The organism is Bifidobacterium coryneforme (assembly GCF_000737865.1).
Lineage (GTDB): Bacteria > Actinomycetota > Actinomycetes > Actinomycetales > Bifidobacteriaceae > Bombiscardovia > Bombiscardovia coryneformis.
Genome location: NZ_CP007287.1, coordinates 1,632,432 through 1,652,204 on the forward strand (window position 1 = coordinate 1,632,432; position 19,773 = coordinate 1,652,204).

Annotated in this window: 17 protein-coding genes; 4 read left to right on the forward strand and 13 right to left on the reverse strand. The window is 62.0% G+C overall.

Translation table 11 applies throughout. The annotated features are described in order from the left end of the window. Nucleotides 1-239: 239 nt before the first annotated feature. The 9 genes from recR to bcor_RS07335 form a co-directional block, all read right to left on the reverse strand. Complete coding sequence (gene recR / locus bcor_RS06620; protein ID WP_033491289.1) at nt 240-842, reverse strand: recombination mediator RecR; 603 nt, start codon at nt 840-842, stop codon at nt 240-242. Then, nucleotides 842-3,628 carry a DNA polymerase III subunit gamma/tau gene (gene dnaX / locus bcor_RS06625; RefSeq protein WP_033498316.1) on the reverse strand — a complete coding sequence of 929 codons (2,787 nt, stop codon included), beginning with the start codon at nt 3,626-3,628 and terminating at the stop codon, nt 842-844. The genes recR and dnaX overlap by 1 nt, the downstream gene beginning before the upstream one ends. Before the next feature lie 53 nt (nt 3,629-3,681). Next, nucleotides 3,682-4,041 (reverse strand): Rv3654c family TadE-like protein, encoded by a 360-nt coding sequence (locus bcor_RS06630; RefSeq protein ID WP_033498314.1) that lies wholly within the window; start codon nt 4,039-4,041, stop codon nt 3,682-3,684. A gap of 193 nt (nt 4,042-4,234) precedes the next feature. Next, a complete protein-coding gene (locus bcor_RS06635) occupies nt 4,235-4,609 on the reverse strand; it encodes a TadE/TadG family type IV pilus assembly protein (RefSeq protein WP_148301999.1) in 375 nt (124 codons plus the stop codon). Nucleotides 4,610-4,623: 14 nt separating this feature from the next. Further along, a complete protein-coding gene (locus bcor_RS07755; protein ID WP_148304008.1) occupies nt 4,624-4,917 on the reverse strand; it encodes a DUF4244 domain-containing protein in 294 nt (97 codons plus the stop codon). Between the two features lie 400 nt (nt 4,918-5,317). Further along, on the reverse strand, nt 5,318-5,791 hold the full coding sequence (locus bcor_RS06645; RefSeq protein WP_420796647.1) for a type II secretion system F family protein: 474 nt from the start codon (nt 5,789-5,791) through the stop codon (nt 5,318-5,320). Nucleotides 5,792-5,856: 65 nt separating this feature from the next. Further along, complete coding sequence (locus bcor_RS06650) at nt 5,857-6,516, reverse strand: type II secretion system F family protein (protein WP_051875737.1); 660 nt, start codon at nt 6,514-6,516, stop codon at nt 5,857-5,859. After that, the gene (locus tag bcor_RS06655; protein ID WP_081870422.1) at nt 6,513-7,541 is read right to left on the reverse strand and encodes a TadA family conjugal transfer-associated ATPase; all 1,029 of its coding nucleotides are present in this window, start codon (nt 7,539-7,541) and stop codon (nt 6,513-6,515) included. The genes bcor_RS06650 and bcor_RS06655 overlap by 4 nt, the downstream gene beginning before the upstream one ends. A gap of 16 nt (nt 7,542-7,557) precedes the next feature. Further along, the gene (locus bcor_RS07335) at nt 7,558-8,556 is read right to left on the reverse strand and encodes a CpaE-like family protein (RefSeq protein ID WP_034259141.1); all 999 of its coding nucleotides are present in this window, start codon (nt 8,554-8,556) and stop codon (nt 7,558-7,560) included. A 653-nt stretch (nt 8,557-9,209) separates the two neighbouring features. Between bcor_RS07335 and bcor_RS06665 the strand changes: the two genes are divergently transcribed. The 4 genes from bcor_RS06665 (at nt 9,210) to upp (ending at nt 14,431) form a co-directional block, all read left to right on the forward strand. Continuing rightward, nucleotides 9,210-11,459 (forward strand): RNA degradosome polyphosphate kinase, encoded by a 2,250-nt coding sequence (locus bcor_RS06665; protein ID WP_033498309.1) that lies wholly within the window; start codon nt 9,210-9,212, stop codon nt 11,457-11,459. 94 nt (nt 11,460-11,553) lie between these two features. Continuing rightward, nucleotides 11,554-12,636, forward strand: a complete 1,083-nt coding sequence (locus tag bcor_RS06670) for an NUDIX hydrolase (protein WP_033498307.1) — start codon at nt 11,554-11,556, stop codon at nt 12,634-12,636. A 28-nt stretch (nt 12,637-12,664) separates the two neighbouring features. Then, nucleotides 12,665-13,339 (forward strand): thymidine phosphorylase, encoded by a 675-nt coding sequence (locus bcor_RS06675; protein WP_179943886.1) that lies wholly within the window; start codon nt 12,665-12,667, stop codon nt 13,337-13,339. 453 nt (nt 13,340-13,792) lie between these two features. Further along, complete coding sequence (gene upp, locus bcor_RS06680; RefSeq protein WP_033491129.1) at nt 13,793-14,431, forward strand: uracil phosphoribosyltransferase; 639 nt, start codon at nt 13,793-13,795, stop codon at nt 14,429-14,431. 150 nt (nt 14,432-14,581) lie between these two features. Here upp and bcor_RS06685 read toward each other — a convergent pair whose 3' ends face one another. From bcor_RS06685 to dnaB, 4 genes are all read right to left on the reverse strand, one after another. Next, a complete protein-coding gene (locus bcor_RS06685) occupies nt 14,582-15,586 on the reverse strand; it encodes a glycerophosphodiester phosphodiesterase family protein (protein WP_052115187.1) in 1,005 nt (334 codons plus the stop codon). Between the two features lie 100 nt (nt 15,587-15,686). Beyond that, nucleotides 15,687-16,454: a type 1 glutamine amidotransferase gene (locus tag bcor_RS06690; RefSeq protein WP_033498391.1), complete on the reverse strand. Its 768-nt coding sequence runs from the start codon at nt 16,452-16,454 to the stop codon at nt 15,687-15,689. Nucleotides 16,455-16,540: 86 nt separating this feature from the next. Next, nucleotides 16,541-17,929 (reverse strand): Mur ligase family protein, encoded by a 1,389-nt coding sequence (locus bcor_RS06695; RefSeq protein ID WP_420796635.1) that lies wholly within the window; start codon nt 17,927-17,929, stop codon nt 16,541-16,543. A gap of 2 nt (nt 17,930-17,931) precedes the next feature. Beyond that, nucleotides 17,932-19,347, reverse strand: coding sequence for a replicative DNA helicase (gene dnaB, locus bcor_RS06700; protein ID WP_045921614.1), 1,416 nt, complete (start codon nt 19,345-19,347; stop codon nt 17,932-17,934). Between the last annotated feature and the right edge of the window lie 426 nt (nt 19,348-19,773).

Here is a 19,773-nt window from a genome sequence, read left to right on the forward strand (position 1 = left end):
GCGAAGGTTGAGCCACTTGAACTTACGTTACGAGAGGCCATTATATGAACGTCCATGGTCCTGAACCCCCAGGTCACCAGCATGTGGACCCAAAACCACCAGCCTCAGTCGGGAATGAAGGGAACGACTACCTGTCGGCGCCGATTGCTCCGGCTTTCGGCGACCGATTCCGCATCGCCTCTTCATCACCACATCCGTGAACTTAAGGTTGCAGGGATGGCCCGGTCATCGGCCTCGTTTCAGACCGCGCGACGACCGGAGATGGCCCGACCCAAGGTTATTTCGTCCGCATACTCCAGATCGCTGCCTACAGGCAGACCACTGGCCAGCCTGGTCACTGTGATTTCCAGCGGATCCAGGAGCCGGGCCAGGTAGGTGGTTGTGGCTTCGCCTTCGATATTGGGGTCCAGTGCCAGGATGATCTCTTTGACCTCGCCCGACTTGAGCCTCTGCAGCAGCTCAGGGATTCGCAGGTCGCCGGGCCCCACGTTGGACATGGGGTCAATGGCCCCGCCCAGAACGTGGTACAGACCGCGGTACTCGCCGGTCCGCTCGATGCTCATCACATCCTTGGGCTCCTCGACCAGGCAGATGACGGACCGGTCGCGGCGAGGATCCTGGCAGATTGGGCAGGGACTGGTTTCACAGACATTCCCACAGATCTCGCAGAAGCGGACCTTCTCCTTGACCGTAATGATGGCATCGGCCAGGTCCTGGGCACTCTGCCTGTCCACACCCAGAAGGTGGAAGGCTATCCGTTGCGCCCCTTTAGGCCCTATCCCGGGGAGTTTGGCAAATGAGTCAATCAGATCCTGAATGGCTCCGTCATAGGTTCCCGCCATCATTCACCCGCCTGTCGTTCCTGTCGCCTGCGTTGCACATTCAGCGGATTGGCTGGATCGTCGGCGGAGAAGTCCTCGACCTTGGATACATCGAACATCTTGGCCAGGTCATCCTGGTTCAGGGTCATATCGGCCCCCAACCGGGCATCCTGCATTGAGTAGACGTCTTCATCAGGGCTGACGTCTACAGGCGCGGGAGTTCCACCCAGATCCGATCCGGACTCATCCGGTGATCCGGGACCGCCATACTGCGGGCCGGAATCCTGCCCAGCGACCGTCTGATTCGACGGCATGGCCACGTCGGATCGCTCGCTCTGGAAGCCGACAGGAACGGTCTGCGGCTGCTGCCGAAGGCCGCTCTGAGGGTTACCTGCTGGTTGCCCGTCCTCATCCCCGGTCATCCGCTCAGCACTGCCGGACGATAGGCCAGCGGCCGCATCCCCAGCGGCAGGCACGGTGCTCCCGCTGGAATCAATCGGAGCCGAACCCGACTCAGCAGCAGGGGCTGCCTGCTCGGGAACCGCCCAGGGATCAATATCATCACTCAGATCAGGAACGGCGACTTTCTTGGTCTCATGTTCCTCGGGCTGTTCATCCTGCTTTCGGTCGCCGGATTCCCCGGTCGCTCGCACAGGTGTCGGATGGGCCCAAGGGTCATCCTCATCATCCTGCATATAGGAGTCTGTTGAGCCGAATCCTGCTGCCGGCAGGGGGCCGGAAGCCGACTGCTTGGCCGGAACGGCCCGCCCCTCCGGAACAACCTGGCTTACTGACGTTTCCGGGCCGGTAGGTCTTCCTGGGTGGTGGGCGTCATCCGATCCGTCGCCGGATTCCGCCTGGTCACCGGCCGGGGACTTCTTCCCACCGGTTTCACTCTTGGTGCCTGCCGTGTCGCGTCCCGTGTGGTTCATGTCGGAGGCGGCGTGAGGCATGACGGCCGAATCCAGATTCATGGTCGACAGGTTGGCGCGCGCCAAGGCGACTTCCTTCTTCACCTCGGCACGGCGTTGTGGCGTCATCTTGGCGACCGACTCCACCTGCTCACCATTGGCGGCCGTCCCGGAGGGGGCAATCATGGTCTTGTCGCCGAACTCCTGCCGAGCCCGGACCATGACGATCTTGGGAACCTTGGTCTCACCATCCACACTCTGGGAGGTTACAGCCATGGCGAAGGCATGCTGGCTCAGTGGTCTGTCGAAAGTCATGGCCAGCATTTGCCTACCTGAGGAACCGGTCTTCATGGACACGGTAGGCACCTTGCTCCTGGTCACATAATCGCGGACCTCATCCGGCAAGGCGGCAACCAGGGCATCCCAACGCTTGTCCAGCTCGGCTCCGCTTGGAATCGGTTCCTGTCCATCTGCAACAGAGGACGAGCCCTGCGGAGCAGGAGAGGATTGTGGAGCAGTATCCGACTGCGCTCCAGATTCCGAACGAGCCGGGCCGGTCTGGTCGGCAGTCTGGGATTGCCTGGTGCTTGGGGCCTGCTGGGTTGGGGACTGTACCGGCCCATCGCTGGAATGTGTCTGCGATGCGGTCTTGTCCGGCATTGCTTCAGGGTTATTGCGTTCTTGTTGACCGGTACGGTTGCCGGATCCGATAAAACCTGACCGAGCAGGCACGGCCGGCCTGGTGGCCGCAGAGTCGGCAGACCGGGCCTGCTGAGGGGCCTCCATGGGTTCACACCCTATGGCAAGGAGACGCGCCGCAAGCAATTCCAGCCGCATTCGGGGCGAGGTGGTCCCGTTCATGCTGGCCAGGGTCTTATTGATACAGTCGGCCATCGAAGTCAAGGTGGTCAATCCCAGGGCATCCGCCTGGCGGTGCAGGTCTGCGACCTGATCGGCATCGGAGTCCTCGCTCAGCACACTCTCGGCCTTGTCGCCGGCCAACTTCAACACCAGGAGGTCGCGGACACGGGCCAGGAGATCCTCGACAAACCGCTGCGGTTCGAATCCGCCAACCACCACTTTCTGGATTACTCCATACAGGCCGGTCCCGTCATGATTGATCAGGGCATCCACCGCCTCACCAATCAGGGATTCGGGGGTGAAGCCCAGGAGGGCCACGGCCGAGTCATAGGTGATGGCACCATCCACGGCCCCCACCATAAGCTGGTCCAGAACGGAGAGGGTATCGCGCACGGAACCGCCGCCTGCCCGCATGGTCAGCTTCAGCACACCAGGCTCGGCCTTGATGTCCTCCTTGGAGCAGATTTCCTCCAGATACGGACCCATGACCTCTTGGGGAACCAGACGGAAGGGGTAATGATGGGTCCTGGACCGGATCGTGCCGATGACCTTTTCCGGTTCGGTGGTCGCAAAGATGAACATGACATGCTCTGGCGGCTCTTCGACAATCTTGAGCAGGGCGTTGAATCCCTGCTGGGTGACCATATGGGCCTCATCGAGGATGAATATCTTGTACCGGTCACGCACAGGCGCGAAGCCCGCACGCTCCCTGAGTTCCCTTGCATCATCGACCCCGTTGTGGCTGGCCGCATCAATCTCCACCACATCGATTGACCCCGGGCCGCCTGTGGCCAGGTCCTTGCAGCTGTCACACTCCCCACAAGGGTGGCTGGTGGGACCCTCGGCGCAGTTGATGCACCGGGCGAAGATTCGCGCACTACTGGTCTTCCCGCATCCCCTGGGACCCGAGAAGAGGTAGGCATGGGTGAGCTTGTGCTCATCCAGTGCCCGAGACAGGGGTACCGTGACCTGGCCCTGACCGATAATGCCGTCAAATGTGTCAGGACGATACCGCCTATAGAGTGCTAATGCCATGATTCAAGGCTATCCATTTCTTTAGACACGTTCGCTTTTAGCCGCCGTTCGCCTCAGCCGCAGTCGACCGGCCCGGCGCGAGACGATTGGACCACCCTGGGAACGATGAGAACCGAGGTATCAACCCCGACATCGACCAGGACATCCTCCTCTTCAACCGTACAGGTTGTCAGGGTCCCCTTATTGGCGGCAGCCACGGACGCGGCCCGGACACAGGGTGAGTCCCTGCCTTCGTACAAGGCCGTCGCGGCGGACAGGGCTGCTGCATCGGCTGCCGTTTGCGCCCTGCCCCGGCAGATGAGCAGGTTCCCCACCATAGCGACAAGCACCAGCCCCATCGCTGCCAAGGAAACAAGAACGATACCCAAGACCGACCCGGACCCCTTGTCTGCACCATCCCACCACGGCCTCACGGAGCCAGCTCCTGCCTTGCACCAGCGACACCGTCCTGCTCTACTGCCGGGAAGCGACGAACAGTCCGACCGTTCGCGCCCGTCGAACACCATCTGCCCTGGTTCAGCAGCCTCTGATTCCACCCGGCGCGAATCCCTCCGGACGTCAGCTGGGGCCGGCCGGTGGAAACGGTTCCCTTCAACAGCCACAGCCTCACTCCTCGAGAATCGCTACGGCCCTGCCCTGGATACGGGGAGGCAGAACCCCAAGCGGAGTGGAGACAAGGGGGCAGGAGAGGGTGACCCGGACCTGGTGACCGGAACGTTCGCGCGACAAAACAGAAGAGCCCCCGGCCATCCGGGCCGTAATTGCGGCCGGGTCGCCCCCACCCTGGTGAACCACCACTTCACGGGCCGCGGCATTAGCGGCTTCCTGACAGATCATGCCGGTGCGAACGGTCTGGGTCAGGGCCAGGAGCAGTATGGCCAAAGCCATGACAGCCGGAAGCACTATGGCGAACTCCGCCGTTACCGTCCCCGAATCAGATCCGTCTTTCTCCGGCTGGCTGCGCCCACCCGGTCTTGCCATATCCTGGCCCACCATCAGACGCTCAGGGCCTGTTTGACCAGTGCCGACAGGAGGGAACGCACGGTATCGGACTTGAGTATGACCAGGAGCAGACCGGCAAAGGCCGTCGCTGCTATCAGAACCACGGCATACTCGGCCGTCGCAGCTCCGGACTCTGGCCGCGAGGTCAGCACCTTCAACCTGACGGCACCTCGTCGAATCAGCACGAGAACCATAAGATGCAGACGGCGAACCAAGTCATACACCTTCTGGGACAATCTCGCCCGTACCGCTTTCAGTCCAGCGAATCCATGACCCCCGTTGGGCATGGTAGTCACTTCGGCATCAGCGCACTCCTCAAGCTGGGTGGATTCGATTCCTTCACTACAGGAATCCTGACCATTAACCACCGATTGCATACTTGTCATTACAGCCACCTTTCATTTTCGTAAGCCCCAATCAATCGGGTTCCGCTAATTCCAAGGAACCTCCCCGTCTGACGTCTCCCACTCTGCCTCGGTTGCGCCGTGCAAGATCTCCGACAATGCACATGTGGTCAAATGAGCACCGATGAAATTCTTCGTGGATTGCCGCTCACGCGTGACCTATCTTCGAGGCATCCAAGAAACCGGAATGGCCGAGACCCCAAAGACGGACCGTCGAGGAAAGCGCGCGAAGCACCGCACAATGGGGAGCAAGGTGGAAGATATCCCAGCCGAGACGCTCGATTCAGAACATCCCGCCCGCAAAGGCAGCAATACAGGGAATGACACCTATGAGGACAAAGGCCGGCAGGATGCAAAGCCCGGTGGGCATCAGTATCCGGATGGATAGCCTGGCTGTCTCCTGATCCAGTCGACTGCGGGTCTTCCGTTCCACCTGTTCAATGGTGGTGTCCATCCGGTTCAGGGGCGAAGTTCCATGTAACCATGAGGATTCCAAACAACCCGAAAGAACCGTCATCGCCTCTCCGATCCGGGGATGCCTCATGGCCTGCGCCCAGGAAAAATACCAGTCATTGCCCTCGACCAGCAACCGGGCCACCCGAATCATGGTCTCCGCATAGGCACCGCCAAGGGTGCGCCCCACACCCTCCAGAGCAAAGGGAATCGAGGCACCCTGACGCAGGCTTACCGCCACCATCTCCAGAACCAGCGTGAGCGGAGGATTGACCCTCCCGCCACATCCCAACCGCGAGCGCAGCGCGACCGGGTCACGGAACAACGCCCGCGCAAGAGCAACCAGCACGGCAATTCCCAACGCCTTCGTCACAGTGATTCCCCCTTCTCCAGTCCGTTGAGCAGCCCCCGCATCCAGATAAGTCCGGCACAGTAAAAGCAGGTCCCCACAACCAGACAACCCAATCCTGCGCCTGGCCGGAAAAGGAAGAACAGCGGATGCGCACCCATCAGCTCACCTAGGAAAACGGTAAGAATCGGCAGACCAGAGAGGAGTTTCACCGTGGCCCTGGGCATGGCAAAGGCCCCGTCACGGGCGTCCTTCATCGCAGCCTGACGTTTCTGCATGTCGGCCACCACCCGCAGGCAGTCCGAAGCCCGACATCCCGAATCGGCACTCAATCGATACGAAGCCATCAGGGCAACGGCAATGGCTTCCATGCCCTCATCTTGTTCATCGGGTAAACACCACTCCCGAAGCATGGTGTGAACACGGTCATAGGTGACTTCCTTGGTGGCAAACCGTCGGTCGGACAACTCCTCGTACGCCTCCACCAGACCACTGCCGTTACGGACCAGGGCAGCCAGGGAGGCAATCAGGACCGCCGACCCTTCAACCTCGGCATTCAGGGCCTTCTTCCTGGTCAGTGATTCCAGACGGCACCTGGCATCACATCGACTCGACAGAACAAGCATCCCTGCAATCAGAATCAGGACACCGAATTGGACGGAAAGCAGGTCGGCGTTCATCCCCCGCCTCGATCCCCGGCGCTGGTCCTGATTCCCCACTGTTTGGCAAATGGACCCCAGGCTGGACCGTATCGGGGCTGGTCTTTTCCCGACCATGTACAGATCGGCAGACCCACCAACGCCCCCTCCCTCCCCATGGTCAACCTTCCTATCTGTGCAATATGGCGCTGGCCCCCGTCGCGCTCCAGATGAATCACCACATCGAACGCCCCTTCGGCCAGGGCAGCCATTGCGGTGGGTCTCAGACCAGCCAGAAGGCCCAGAGAGGCCAGCCGCGAGGGAACCCGCTCCACGCTGTCGGCGTGGAGGGTGACCATCCCTCCCGTATGTCCGGAGTTGAAGGCTCTCAGGAGGTCGGATACCTCCTCGCCCCTGCACTCCCCCAGGATGATTCGGTCCGGCCGCATTCTCAGGGTGGCCTTGACCAGGTCGACCAGTCCAACGGCACCTGCCCCCTCCACATTGGACTCCCGCGCAGCCAGAGCGACCTGGTTGCCATGCCCTGCGATGGTTCCCAGCTCACGCACCTCCTCAACGGTGACCAGTCGCTCGCAGGGTGGGCAGAGCGCCAAGAGAGACCGCAGAAGAGTGGTCTTGCCCACCCCCGTTCCCCCGGTGACCAGGAGGGTGGCACGGTTCACTACCAGGGCTTTGAGAATGAAGAGCCAGCTATAGGGGCAGAGCCCCGAAGCGACCAGCTCCTCCAAGCCAGGGTGGCGACGTGAGGGAAGTCGTATGGACAGGGAGGCCCCGGAGGGGACCAGCGGGGCCAACACGGCATGGATGCGGATACCCGCCTCATTTGAGGCATCCGCAATAGGGCGGGCATCGTCCAACCGCTTGCCCAGCTGGGAGCAGAGCTGGACCGCAAAATCGCGGACGGCCCCGGGCGATGCAAACCCAGGCTCCAGCATCTCTTCCTCCATGCCCCTCCCCCTGTCAGCCCAGACCCTTCCTTCTCCGGTGACGGCGATATCCGTGACGGCCGAATCCTGCACCAAATCGTTCAGGTACCCAAAGGTCAACCTCGACTCCCATCCCTCAACCACCGATACCGCCCGAACGGAATGGGAGCGAATCCTCAATCACATCGATAAGAGGTTTGAGAGCCTTCTGATACGACCGCGGTATCTTCCGTAAACCCAGACCTGATTGGACCGAACCAGCCAGTGAGGCTTCAGGTTTCAGAACACAGATGAGCGGGATTCCAAGGAAATCAGCCGCCTCATCCTGTCCAACCAGGTCGGATGACCGCCCAATATGCGGCCGGACCCCTATCACCGCCAAGGGGTCCGCATCAATCGGATTGGCACCACCAGGTTCTGCCCCGGCAGGGACTCCCCCAGCCGCATCCCTTCCAGTCGAACTCGGCGATCGCCTCCCCCTGCCTGCATCCATCTGACCAGCCCAGTGAGCGTCGAAACCCTCACGTGCATCGGCGGCATTCCTGTTCATTCCTCCCGACGGCCTGGAACCAGCAAGAAGAGATCGAGCTCTGGCCAGCCCCAGGACGGTCATGTCAACCAAGAGCACCCGGGGCAAACCCGCTATCGAACGTAGAGTCCGCAAACCGGCTCCCCGTCCGGCATCGACAAGAAGCAGCTCGGCAAAACCCGACATGGCTTTCAAGGCCGCATCAATATCCCACCAGCCCGGTGCAGGACCATTCCAGGGATCACTGCTCAGGACCGGGATGCCGTCCCAGACGGGAAGTTCCTCCATCAAAGCCCGGGAATCCATCCTTCCCAGTGGAGCACGGATCTGTTCAAGTCGTAAGCCTGGCACACCTTCGATTCCCAGAAGGACATCCATTCCCCCGCCGGTCAAATCCAAATCAGCCAAGGCGCAGACGTGGGAACGCCTGGCCAGGCTCTTTGCCACCAGGGCAACCAGGGTGGTCAACCCCACCCCGCCCGAAGCACAGAGGAAGACCAGGCCGCGCAACCTCTCACCCTGTCCGCCGGAACGGTCAGCCAGACCCTTATCAGACGGCTTACGATTGGCGGCGCCAGTCTTATCCGCCCTGTTTGAGATTCCCATGACGCCACCACCTGCCTCACCCGCTCCATACCGGGCCTGATTTCCGATATCCAGCTACCAACAAACGCAAGTACACATGCGTGTCCGAGCCTGAACCAGGAGACGAGAGCCATGTGGTCAAATGTGTACCGACAGACAGGAAAGAACGGAGGAGCCGAAAACAAGAGGCCTGGATGCAACCCGCGCAAACGGCAATGCCCGATTGTGCTCGCCCACGCTACAGAACGACGACACGCCTGAAATTGCAACAAAACATGTAGCTCTGACCCTAATTCAGCACATATGTGAACACAGGCCGATTCGAAACGACCATCGCCCTCCTTGTGGGGCTGTTCATTTGCACCGTACCGAACAGAACCTCCCATCCTTCAGAGGGTCTCCGGCAAGGCTTGCACCCCCTGAAGAACCTGGCATAATAACAAGTACAAGGAAAACTCAACAGAGTGGAAGCCCACAAAGTGTATGGCCACATGGACCAATGCGTTGAACGGGCATTGCAGACTTAACCGTTGCAACGACGATGTTGTGCAGAGATTCCACTGGAGCAGACCTTGCAGGGCGGCCCTTTCGGGGGCCGCCCTTTTCCATGTGCCGCGACCTATCGTCATTCAGCGGATTGCCCCGGACCACACTACGGAATAGAGTTCTATAGTATGGTTCAGAAATTCGACGCACCCTCCAAGGCCCTACTCAAGAGCCAGATTGCGGAGCACATAGCCGAGACCGACAAGCAGTCCCGCCGCCCCGCGGTCAGGCACGGCCAGCCGGAAGCACCCCTGCCTGAGGACCGCTATTTCGACCGGGAAATCAGCTGGCTCAAGTTCAACAAGCGCGTGCTTGAGCTGGCTCAGGATGAGACGGTTCCCCTTCTGGAGCGCGCGAATTTCGCCGCAATCTTCGCCTCGAACCTGGATGAGTTCTTCATGGTCCGCGTGGCCGGACTCAAGCGTCGCGTGGACACGGGTATCGCCGTCACTGCAGCCAGTGGCCTCAGCCCCCGCCAGCAGCTGCGCGCCATATCGGAGCAGGCCCACAAACTCCAGGAAGAGCAAGCCCACTACGTCATCGACCACATCCTGCCAGACCTGGCCAAGGAGCACATCATCCTGCTCAGCTGGAAGCAGCTCAGCAGCCAGGAGCAGGAGCGTCTTTCAAGCTTCTTCCGCAACCAGGTCTTCCCGGTCCTGACGCCTCTGGCGGTGGACCCGGCCCACCCCTTCCCCTACATTTCGGGCAACTCCCTGAACCTGGCCGTCCTGGTCGAGAACCCGACCTCGGGCAAGACCCACTTCGCCCGGGTCAAGATTCCCGATAACCTCTCCCGCCTGGTCCCCGTCGACGATCTGACCGACGAGGAGGGCCGCGACGAGCGCTATGGCTTCATCACCATGGAGAACCTGATCATCGCCCACCTGGAGTCGCTGTTCCCCGGCATGATCATCAAGGAGGCCCGTTCCTTCCGCGTCACCCGTAACGAGGACATCGACGTGGAGGAGGACGATGCCGAGAACCTCCTGAACGCAATGGAGAAGGAACTGCTCCAGCGCCGTTTCGGCCCCCCTATACGCCTGGAGATCTCGGACACCACTTCCCCCTTCCTCTCCCAGCTCCTGGCCACCAAGCTTCGGGTCAACCCGGACGAGGTATACCGTCTGCCGGCACCCCTCGATTGGACCGTCCTCTTCGAGCTCCAGTCCATCGACCGGACCGACCTGAAGTTCCAGCCCTTCATCCCGACGACCAACCGGCAGATCGCCGAGGTGGAATCCAGCCAGGCCCAGGACATCTTCGCCGCCATCCGCGAGCACGACGTCCTCCTGCACCACCCGTACGATTCCTTCTCCACCTCGGTACAGGCCTTCCTGGAGCAGGCGGCGGCCGACCCCAAGGTTCTGGCCATCAAGCAGACCCTTTACCGCACCTCGGGCAACTCCCCCATCATCAACGCCCTGGTGGATGCGGCCCACGCAGGCAAACAGGTCCTGGCCCTGGTTGAAATCAAGGCAAGGTTCGACGAGGAGGCCAACATCGCCTGGGCTCGGCAGCTGGAACGTGCCGGCGTCCACGTGGTCTACGGCATCGTCGGACTCAAGACCCACTGCAAGCTCTCCCTGGTGGTCCGCCAGGAGGAAGACGGCCTGCGGCGTTACTGCCACGTGGGCACAGGCAACTACAACCCGAAGACCGCCCGCCAGTACACCGATCTGGGTCTGCTGACCTGCGACCCCGTGGTGGGTCAGGACCTTGCCCGGCTCTTCAACCAGCTCTCCGGGTATGCCCCCAAGTCCTCCTTCCACCGCCTCCTGGTGGCCCCCCGTACCGTCAGGTCGGGGCTCCTGCAGCGCATCGCCCGCGAAGAGGAGGCCGCCCTGGACGGCAAAGAGGCCTGGATCAAGATCAAGGTCAACGCCCTGGTTGACGAAAAGACCATCGACGCCCTCTACAGGGCCAGCCAGGCCGGGGTCAAGATCGACATCGTCGAGCGCGGTATCTGCGCCTTGAAGCCCGGAGTGCCGGGGCTGAGCGAGAACATCCGGGTTCACTCCATACTGGGGCGTTTCCTGGAGCACAGCCGCATCTTCGCCTTTGCCAACTCACAGGGCCCACAGATTGGCGAGGGGCCCTTGTCGGGCCCAGAGGTCTGGATAGGCTCGGCAGACCTGATGCACCGCAACCTGGATCGGCGCGTGGAGGCCCTGGTCCGTATCACTGCGCCGGACCAGGTCCAGGAGCTGATTGAGTACGTGGACCTGCAGATGGCCGACACGACCAGCTCCTGGCACATGCAGGCGGATGGCACCTATGTGCGCCACTCCCACAACGAGAAGGGCGACCCCCTGGTGGACTGCCAGGAGTATCTGATCGACAAGCACACCCGCGCGCTGAGGTCCCGGCGCCGTTGAAGGACGGAGGCCTGGCCGGCAGCCTCCAGAGGTTTTCATGGAGGCTGCCGGCACCAAGTGGACCGGATGGACCGGCCCGTAAGGAGGCCATGCCATGAGCCAGTCCGTCGAAGCCGCCGGGGCCATCCTCTACAGAAGTCGGCAGGACTTCCGAGGTTGGATGAAGTTCAGCGATGATGGCAGACCCCCAGCAGGCACCAGCCCCCGGGCCGCCCTGGATGACCTGGAGCTCTGCCTGGTCCACCGGCCCAAATACGACGACTGGAGCTGGCCCAAGGGCAAGCTGGAAAACCGGGAGACCCACATGCATGCCGCCCTGCGCGAGGTGGGTGAGGAGACCGGTCAGATCGCGCGCCTGGGCCCCTACCTGGCTGATGTGGAATACCCCCTGGAAAGCGAAGGCAGGCGCAGCAGTTCCAGGGGAGGCCGCCTCAAGCACATCCGGTACTGGATGGCGACCCCTGCCGGGGAGGACCGGGCCGAGAGGCAGCGCACACTCATGGGTCCCATACATAAACCCCGTGTCAAGGAAGTCGATCAGATTCGCTGGGTCAGCGTACAAACCGCCAGGGGCCTCCTGACCCATCACAGTGATCGAGCCGTCCTGGCCGCCTTCATCGACAGGGTGGATGAGGGGGCGCTCAATGCCCGGCAGTTCATCATCGTCCGGCACGGCAAGGCGGTGCCGCGCAAGGAATGGACCGGCAGGGATGCCGACCGTCCGATAACGCCGAAAGGCGCCGCAGCCTCCTACGCCCTGGCCCGGGAATTGGTGACCTTCGCACCGGACCTGGCGCTCAGTTCCCCCTGGGTACGTTGCGTACAGACCCTCCGACCCTATACAGACGAAGCGAACATGCACCTGACAACGGCGGGGTGTCTGACCGAATCAGCGTTCAAGAGGAATCCGACCCAGGCCGTCAAGTGGATGGATGACCAGATGGCGGACCTTCTGAGCCTGGGCGACAGGACCGCGATGGTCTGCATGCACCGGCCCGTTCTGGGTGGAATTTTCGAGCACCTGCGCGGGTTGTGCAATAGCAAGGGCATGGCGAAACGCCTACCTGAAGGGTCCCCCTTCATGCCCACCGGCAGCGCCATCGTGCTCAGCCTGACAGGTGACCCCGCGCATCCATCCATCATCGATGTACAGAAGGTGACTCCAATTGTCTACTGACAGCAACTCACAGGTCGGGTCCTCCTCCATCCGCCCCTCACGTACCGGCTTCGTGGCCTCCGGTACCGGGTCGTCCAGGCCCTCACGACCTGGGCAGCTGGACCCTTCCCTGGCAGCCCAGCTCACCGGAGGCATGGACCCCCAGCAGGTGAGCGAGATGAGCCATGTCTCGGCCGCGTCCCTCCTGGACAAGGTGCACCATACCGAGGATCCGGAGGTGGTGGAGCGGGTACTGACCCTGGTCGACCGCGAGGGGGTGGACCTGATCGCGGAGCTCTGGAGCGACACCGATCCGGACTCCCTGCCCGGCATCCTCTGGCGGCTCTATATGCTCCGCTCCTGGATGCGGCGTGACGCCGACGGGATATCCCGGCTCTGGCGCCTTGGCGAACCGACCGATACGGCCGACTCGGCCATAGCCGGCGTGGACCCGGCCCCGGAGGCCGACGACATAGCCAGGACCGCCGATTCCATCCTCTCCGGCGCCTTCACCGGTGACTTCGCCGTGGCTCTGGAGCGTGCGGGGGCATTCTGCGATGTCATAGCCAGAGGAATCAAGGCCTCGGTCCGCAGGTCCACAGGCACTGCGGAAACCAAATCCGAACAGGATGAGGCCGCTCTCCGCACAGCCTCATCCCTGAATGGCACCGCCCGGGACTTCCTGCACGGGGCGGCCCTCTGGCGCCGGGGCCGCCTGGAGTAAAGAGCAAAGGTTGATTCCGCAGCTCTATCGGTCAACCCTGGTACCCGCTCCACCCTACGACTGGCTCAGGCAGCCCACGTCTCCGGCAGACATGTCGATTCCCAGACCGGATTTCCCCGGCAGGGCTCCTGGAGCAGGGTTGTTCGACGCTTGCTCCCGAGTTTGAATCCCGGAAAGTAAGCGCGTTTCCTATCTGGACTGCTGGGACTCTTGCCGTACAATGGTGCATGCGTCGGACCATGCTTAAGCCCCGGGCTCCGTTTTTTGCCGCTGCGAGCGGCGTTTGCGCCGACAGGCGCTTTCATGGTTCGGCGTTTTCCTTTACCTTGACCAACCCGCAAGGCACCGCAGCCGTATCGCAGTCGGCCTCGGCACCGGGGACTCGCTTACGCCCGCCATGGAATACCCCGTCTTTTCTTGGACCGGACCAGTGACTGAGCTACGCTAGAAGGTATGGAACTTCATGTACTGGAACACCCGCTGATTGAGCACAAGCTGACCGTACTGCGGGACAAGAACACCCCCTCGAACACCTTCCGTGAACTGGTCAGCGAGCTGGTCATGCTGGAGGCCTATGAGGCCACCCGCAATCTCGACATCGAAGACCGCCAGATCGAAACCCCCGTGGCACCCATGGTGGGCAAGAAGCTCTGCTCTCCCCGACCCATGGTCGTTCCCGTGCTGCGCGCCGGCCTGGGCATGCTCGACGGCATGACCCGCCTTCTGCCGACCGCCGAGGTCGGGTTCCTGGGCATGAAGCGCGACGAGAGCACCCTGGACATCGTCACCTACGCAAACCGCCTGCCCGAGGACCTCTCCGGTCGCCAGTGCTTCCTCCTGGACCCGATGCTGGCCACCGGCGGCACCCTGGTCGCCGCCACCCACTATCTGGCAGAACGCGGCGCCAAGGATGTGACCGCCATCAACATCCTGGCCGCTCCGGAGGGCCTGGAGCGCCTGAAGCAGGACGTTGACCCCAGCATCAATCTGAAGGTCGTGGTCTGCGCAGTCGATCAGAAACTCAACGAGCACGCCTATATCGTCCCCGGCCTGGGCGATGCCGGCGACCGTCTCTACGGCGTCATCGACTGAACCAAGCGTCGATAGGGCAGAATCTCAACCATCGCGATAGATTCCGTCCTGATTGCACTGAAGGTGCCACCATCCCCGCATAGGGTGGTGGCACCTTTTTGCGATTGGGTTTGGCCCTGGCCGCCGTGGTCTCCGGACTTTATGGCCGGTTCAGTTCCCGGGCAGATAAGACTCGAAGATGATTCCATCGAAGTCCGGGCGGGACTCCTCCTGAGCCCGCTCGGAGCGAACGGTCCAGGCGACTGGTGTTCCGCCGAGGAACCGGTAGATGCGCATGGGCAGGGAATGCCCGCCATGCCATTCATAAGCCACGAAGTCCGGGCGCCCCAGCCAATTGAAGAGGAGGGAACCGGCCATCCACCGCAGGGCCGAATCAGGAGAATCCACCCTACCGCGATAGGGAACCGCCAGCTGCCCCCGGGTCACCTCCGGCCGGTGCTTCCGATACCAGGCAAGGGCAAGGACGTTGAAGGATTCAATGACATAGTCCCCCTGATAACCAGACAGGAGGGCGTCGGTCTTGCGCATGAGTTCCCGGTCCAGCCCCCGATCCATCTTGATTTCGACGACCAGAGGCACCCGGCCGTCCACCAGGGCAAGCACATCGGACAGGAGCGGCACGTATTGGACCTCAGGGCTTCCGGCGCTCGTCTCAGCTGATTTCCCGCCTTGGACCGTCGCTCCGGAGCGGAGGGGAATCCGTTGCAATTCCGCATAGGTCAGATCCGCCACGGCACGATTGTCGCCCGCCACCCGTCGCAGGTCCCCATCATGGATGACCACCACCTGACCGTCGCGACTCAGATGCACATCCAACTCGATACCGTAGCCGGCCTTGCACGCGGCTTCGAAGGCCGCCAGGGAGTTCTCGGGTGCCACCACCTTGTCGTCAGCGGCCTGCACCTCCGCCGCCAGACATGCATGGACCCGATTCCGATAGGCCTCCTGCCCGGGACTGAGCTCGGCGGACTCCATACCCGATCCGGCATCATGCAATCCCCGATGGGCATAGGGCTTCCGGGAAAGACCGACGGGTTTCCTCCGACCGGTCACCACCGGCAGACCGGGTGCCAAAGCCCAGCACCACGCCCCCAAGGTCCCGAGTCCCAGACCCAGAGCGGCCTTGCCGACTGAATGTCTCTTCGACCCCATCATCGCCTCCTGCCAACGGATGTATCACCACCCACGCTAGCATCGCGCAAATGCATATGTGCGATGAAAGAATCCGATTCAGACGGCTACCGCCACACCGGCCTCACCTGGGTCTTGATACGGCTATCCTGCCGGCCTGCTCGGCCAGGGAATCCAGACGGGCCAGTTCCTGACTGGCGTCCTCGGTCATGGCCTGCTTCATCTGGTCCAGAGAGCCTTCGCCATACCGTCCATCGGCGGCCGCCCCTATCAGATAGTCCGTGATGGCCGGGTTCTTGGGAAGGAGGGAACCATGCATATAGGTGCCAATCACCTTGTTTCGGCGGGCACCCTCGGTGTGGTCCTCGCCGTTGTTGCCGCGCCCCTCCTGGTCTACGGTCCCCAGAGGTTGGGCTCCCTCCCCCAGGTAGGTCAGACCCGAGTGGTTCTCATACCCGACCACCTGGCCGAAATCGGGACTGTGCTCAACCAGATTGCCAATCATCCGGTCCGACCTGGCCACGGTGTGCACGTCCAGGATGCCGATTCCCTCCAGGCGCTCATGGTCCGAGGTCTCGAAGTAATGGCCGAAAAGCTGATAGAGCCCGCAAATCATCAGCATGGGAGTGCCCCGATCGGCCAGGTCGGCGAGGAGGGAACCTCTCTTCTGGAGGTCCTGGATGATTCGCTCCTGGCCGTGGTCCTGCCCACCGCCGCCGAGAATCACATCGACCTGGTCAGGCCATGGGTCACCGGGATTGTAGTACCGGATCATAGGCCGGAACCCGTAGAGCTCAGCCCGCCGGGTCACGCTGAGGATGTTCCCGGAATCCCCGTAGATGTTCATGTCGCGATGGTACAGGGAGAGGACATGCAGGGGTGGATGGTCCATGTTCGAAGTCCCCTTTCCGTTTCCGGCAGATTCGCTCGACCGGGACTCATCCGCGCCCATCTGGGCCATCTCGGTGTCTTCCATGCTCATACCCCCACTCCGGCATCGCTGACCTCGGTCACATGGCCAAGCTCGGCCCGCAGACGCAGCATGGAGGTGTAGGTGCAGTAGATTCGCTTGGGCCGGCCGGAATGAGCATCCAGGAAGGCGGCCAGGGCCTTCTCCAGATCGGTATCGACCGCATCAACAGGTACCTGCTCATAGGCCAGGCGGAGGGCCATGTCATAGGCCCGGGTCCCGGAGACCATGGCAACACCGGACTTCCTGAGTGAGGCGAAATCCACATCCCAGAGCCAGCTCATATCGCGCCCGTCGGCATAGTCGTCGCGGATGGCAATCATCGTATCCCGTCCATCAGGGTCGAAGGAGGAAAGTGCCAGTCGGAACCCCATGGGGTTCTTGACCAGGACCAATTCCACCGGCGCCCCCTTATAGGTAATGACCTCACCACGTCCAAAGGCCGGGGTCACCTGGGCCAGGGCCGCCATCAACCGGGCATCATCCGGCTCATTATCCGCCAGTACGGAACGGACAAGGGCAAGGGCCGCCGCGGCATTGTAGAGGTTGTATACACCCTCCAGGCGCACATCCGTCTCCAGCCGCCTGCCATCCACCCGGAAGACGGCCCTATGGTCCATGACCTTTTCCAGGACCACATCCGCAGGAAGGGAGTGACCGGGCCTCGGGGAAGGCACATCCGCATCCTCCCCGGATGCCCTGGTCTCGGTCTGGGCATGCATGTCGTCATCAGTCGGGAAATAGGTCAGCAGGTCATCGGTCAGACCGAAATAGGCCACCCGGGTCCGGGCAGGGGTCTGCGCCGCCAGGGCGGAGATGCGCGGATCCTCCCGATTCAGGACCACGGTGCCGGTGGTGGCTTCGGCCACCTGGGCCAGGAGACCTGCAGTGGTATCGATTTCACCGAACCTGTCCAACTGGTCGCGCATGACGTTGAGGAGGAGGGTATGACGGGGCTTGACCTGCCTGACGAAGTGGACCGCGTAGGCCTCGTCCAGTTCCAGAACGGCTATGTCCGCATCCAACTTCCCACCCGGGCCGAGGGTGGAGACCAGGGATGAGACCACACCCCGAGTGAAGTTGGAGCCGGTCGGGTTGGTGAAGACCTTCAGACCGAGAGATTCAAGCATGGAGGCGACCATGCGGGTGGTGGTGGTCTTCCCATTGGTTCCCGAGACCAGGACCACGCCCCGGGGCAGACGGGAAAGGGTCCGGGCCAGGAAGGTGGGGTCGATCCGTTCGACCACCCTGCCCGGAAGGGCGGAGCCTCCGTGACGGGTAAGGCGGGAAAGGACGCGGACCGCCTTGCCTGCGGGCAGCGCCAGGAAGGAGTACCAGTGCCGGGAGGGGGTCCTGCCCATCTGTTTCCCCTCGCCCGTCGCGACCTGCCGGGCCATGATCAGACCCCTCCCTGCTGGTAATCCTGGGGCATGTCCTTGAACTTGGACTTTTCGCCCAGGAAGGCCAGCTGGAAGGTGTCGGTCGGGCCGTTACGGTGCTTGGCCAGGATGATATCGGCCTCGCCCGGGCGGTCCTCCTTGTCGTAGAAGTCTGGCCTGTGAACCAGGAAGACCGCATCGGCATCCTGCTCGATGGAGCCGGACTCACGCAGGTCGGACAGCATGGGCTTCTTATCGTTACGCATCTCGGGGCCTCGGTTGAGCTGGCTCAGGGCCACCACCGGAACCTCCAGCTCCTTGGCCAGAAGCTTCAGGGCGCGCGAGAAGTCGGAAACCTCCTGCTGGCGGGACTCCACCCGCTTGCCCGAGGTCATCAGCTGGAGGTAGTCGATGACGACCAGCTTCAGGTCATTGGTCTGCTTGAGCCTGCGGCACTTGGCCCTGATTTCCATCAGGCTCATGTTGGGGGAATCATCCAGGAAGAGCGGGGCCTCCTGCAACTTGCTCCAGAAGGTGTTGAGGGTGTTCCAACGCTCAGGGGTGATGTCGTCGGCCCTGCGCAGGGCGACCAGGGGAATATCGGTTTCGGCCGAGATGATGCGCTGGGCCAACTCGGTCTTGCTCATCTCCAAGGAAAAGACAACGGTGGTCAGGTTGTTGTGAAGGGCGGCGGCACGGGCGAAGTCGATACCCAGGGTGGACTTACCCATGGCCGGGCGGCCTGCCACGACGACCATCTGCCCGGGCTGAAGGCCCTGGGTCACATCGTCGATGCTCTTGAATCCGGTGGGCACACCACGCTCTGCATATCCGTTCTGCAGCTTGTCCAGCTGCTCCAGGGTGTCGTGGACGACCGGCCCGATGGCCTCGTAATCCTGACGGACCTTGCCCGAACTCATCTCGTAGACTTCGGCCTGCGCCATGTTGACGATGTCTTCAGCCTGGGACCCTTCAGCCGAGTACCCCAGCTGGGCAATCTTGGTACCGGCGGCGATGACATTGCGAAGGATGGCCCTCTGGTGGACGATTTCGGCGTAGTAGGTAGCGTTCGCCGCCGTGGGGACCGAGGCCACCAGGGAGTGGAGGTAGTCGGTGCCGCCTATCTTGTCCAGGTCACCGGATTTGAGGAGTTCGTTGGCCACCAGAACAGCATCCACGGGCTGCGAGGCCGAGAAGAGGGTGATGATGGCCTCATAAATGGTCTGATGCTTGGGCTGGTAGAAGTCGGCCACGTCAATCATCTGACTGACCTCTCCGATGGCGTCCTTGCTCATCAGCATCCCGCCAAGGACGGCCATCTCGGCATCGTCGTCATGCGGGGGGACCCGATCGAAGATCACGTCACGCGAACCGCCATCCTCTCGCGGCGGACGCTGCTCGGGGTGAGTGTAGTCGGTGGAGTTTTCAGAAACCATAGGTTCGATTCTACGGACGGCACCTACCGCTTGCGAAGGTTCGGCAGGTTTTAGCCCAAGGCTTTTACGGGCCAGGCACAAAGGCAGGAAAACCCCTGGGACCGGTTCGGACCGCAAATACACCAGGAATCTTCGGCACCATTACTCCACATCCATAGGCATGTCGAGAGGGATGACCGTGTGAAGTGAGCTGGGCCACACCCCATTGTGCATAAAATAAAAGTTATCCACATTTTAGGCGTGTCATAGAGGATATGTGTCTGACTTATCCACCTCATGGGTATAACTGTGTGGAAAACCTGGGGATAGAGTTCTCTCCGACGGCTGGCAGTTGCGCCTGCTCTTCATCAGTGGTAGTGCCTCTTGCGTCAGCCACGATGAGGCCCCAACGGGAAGAGGACCGAAGCCCGGTTGTAGCATGGCATC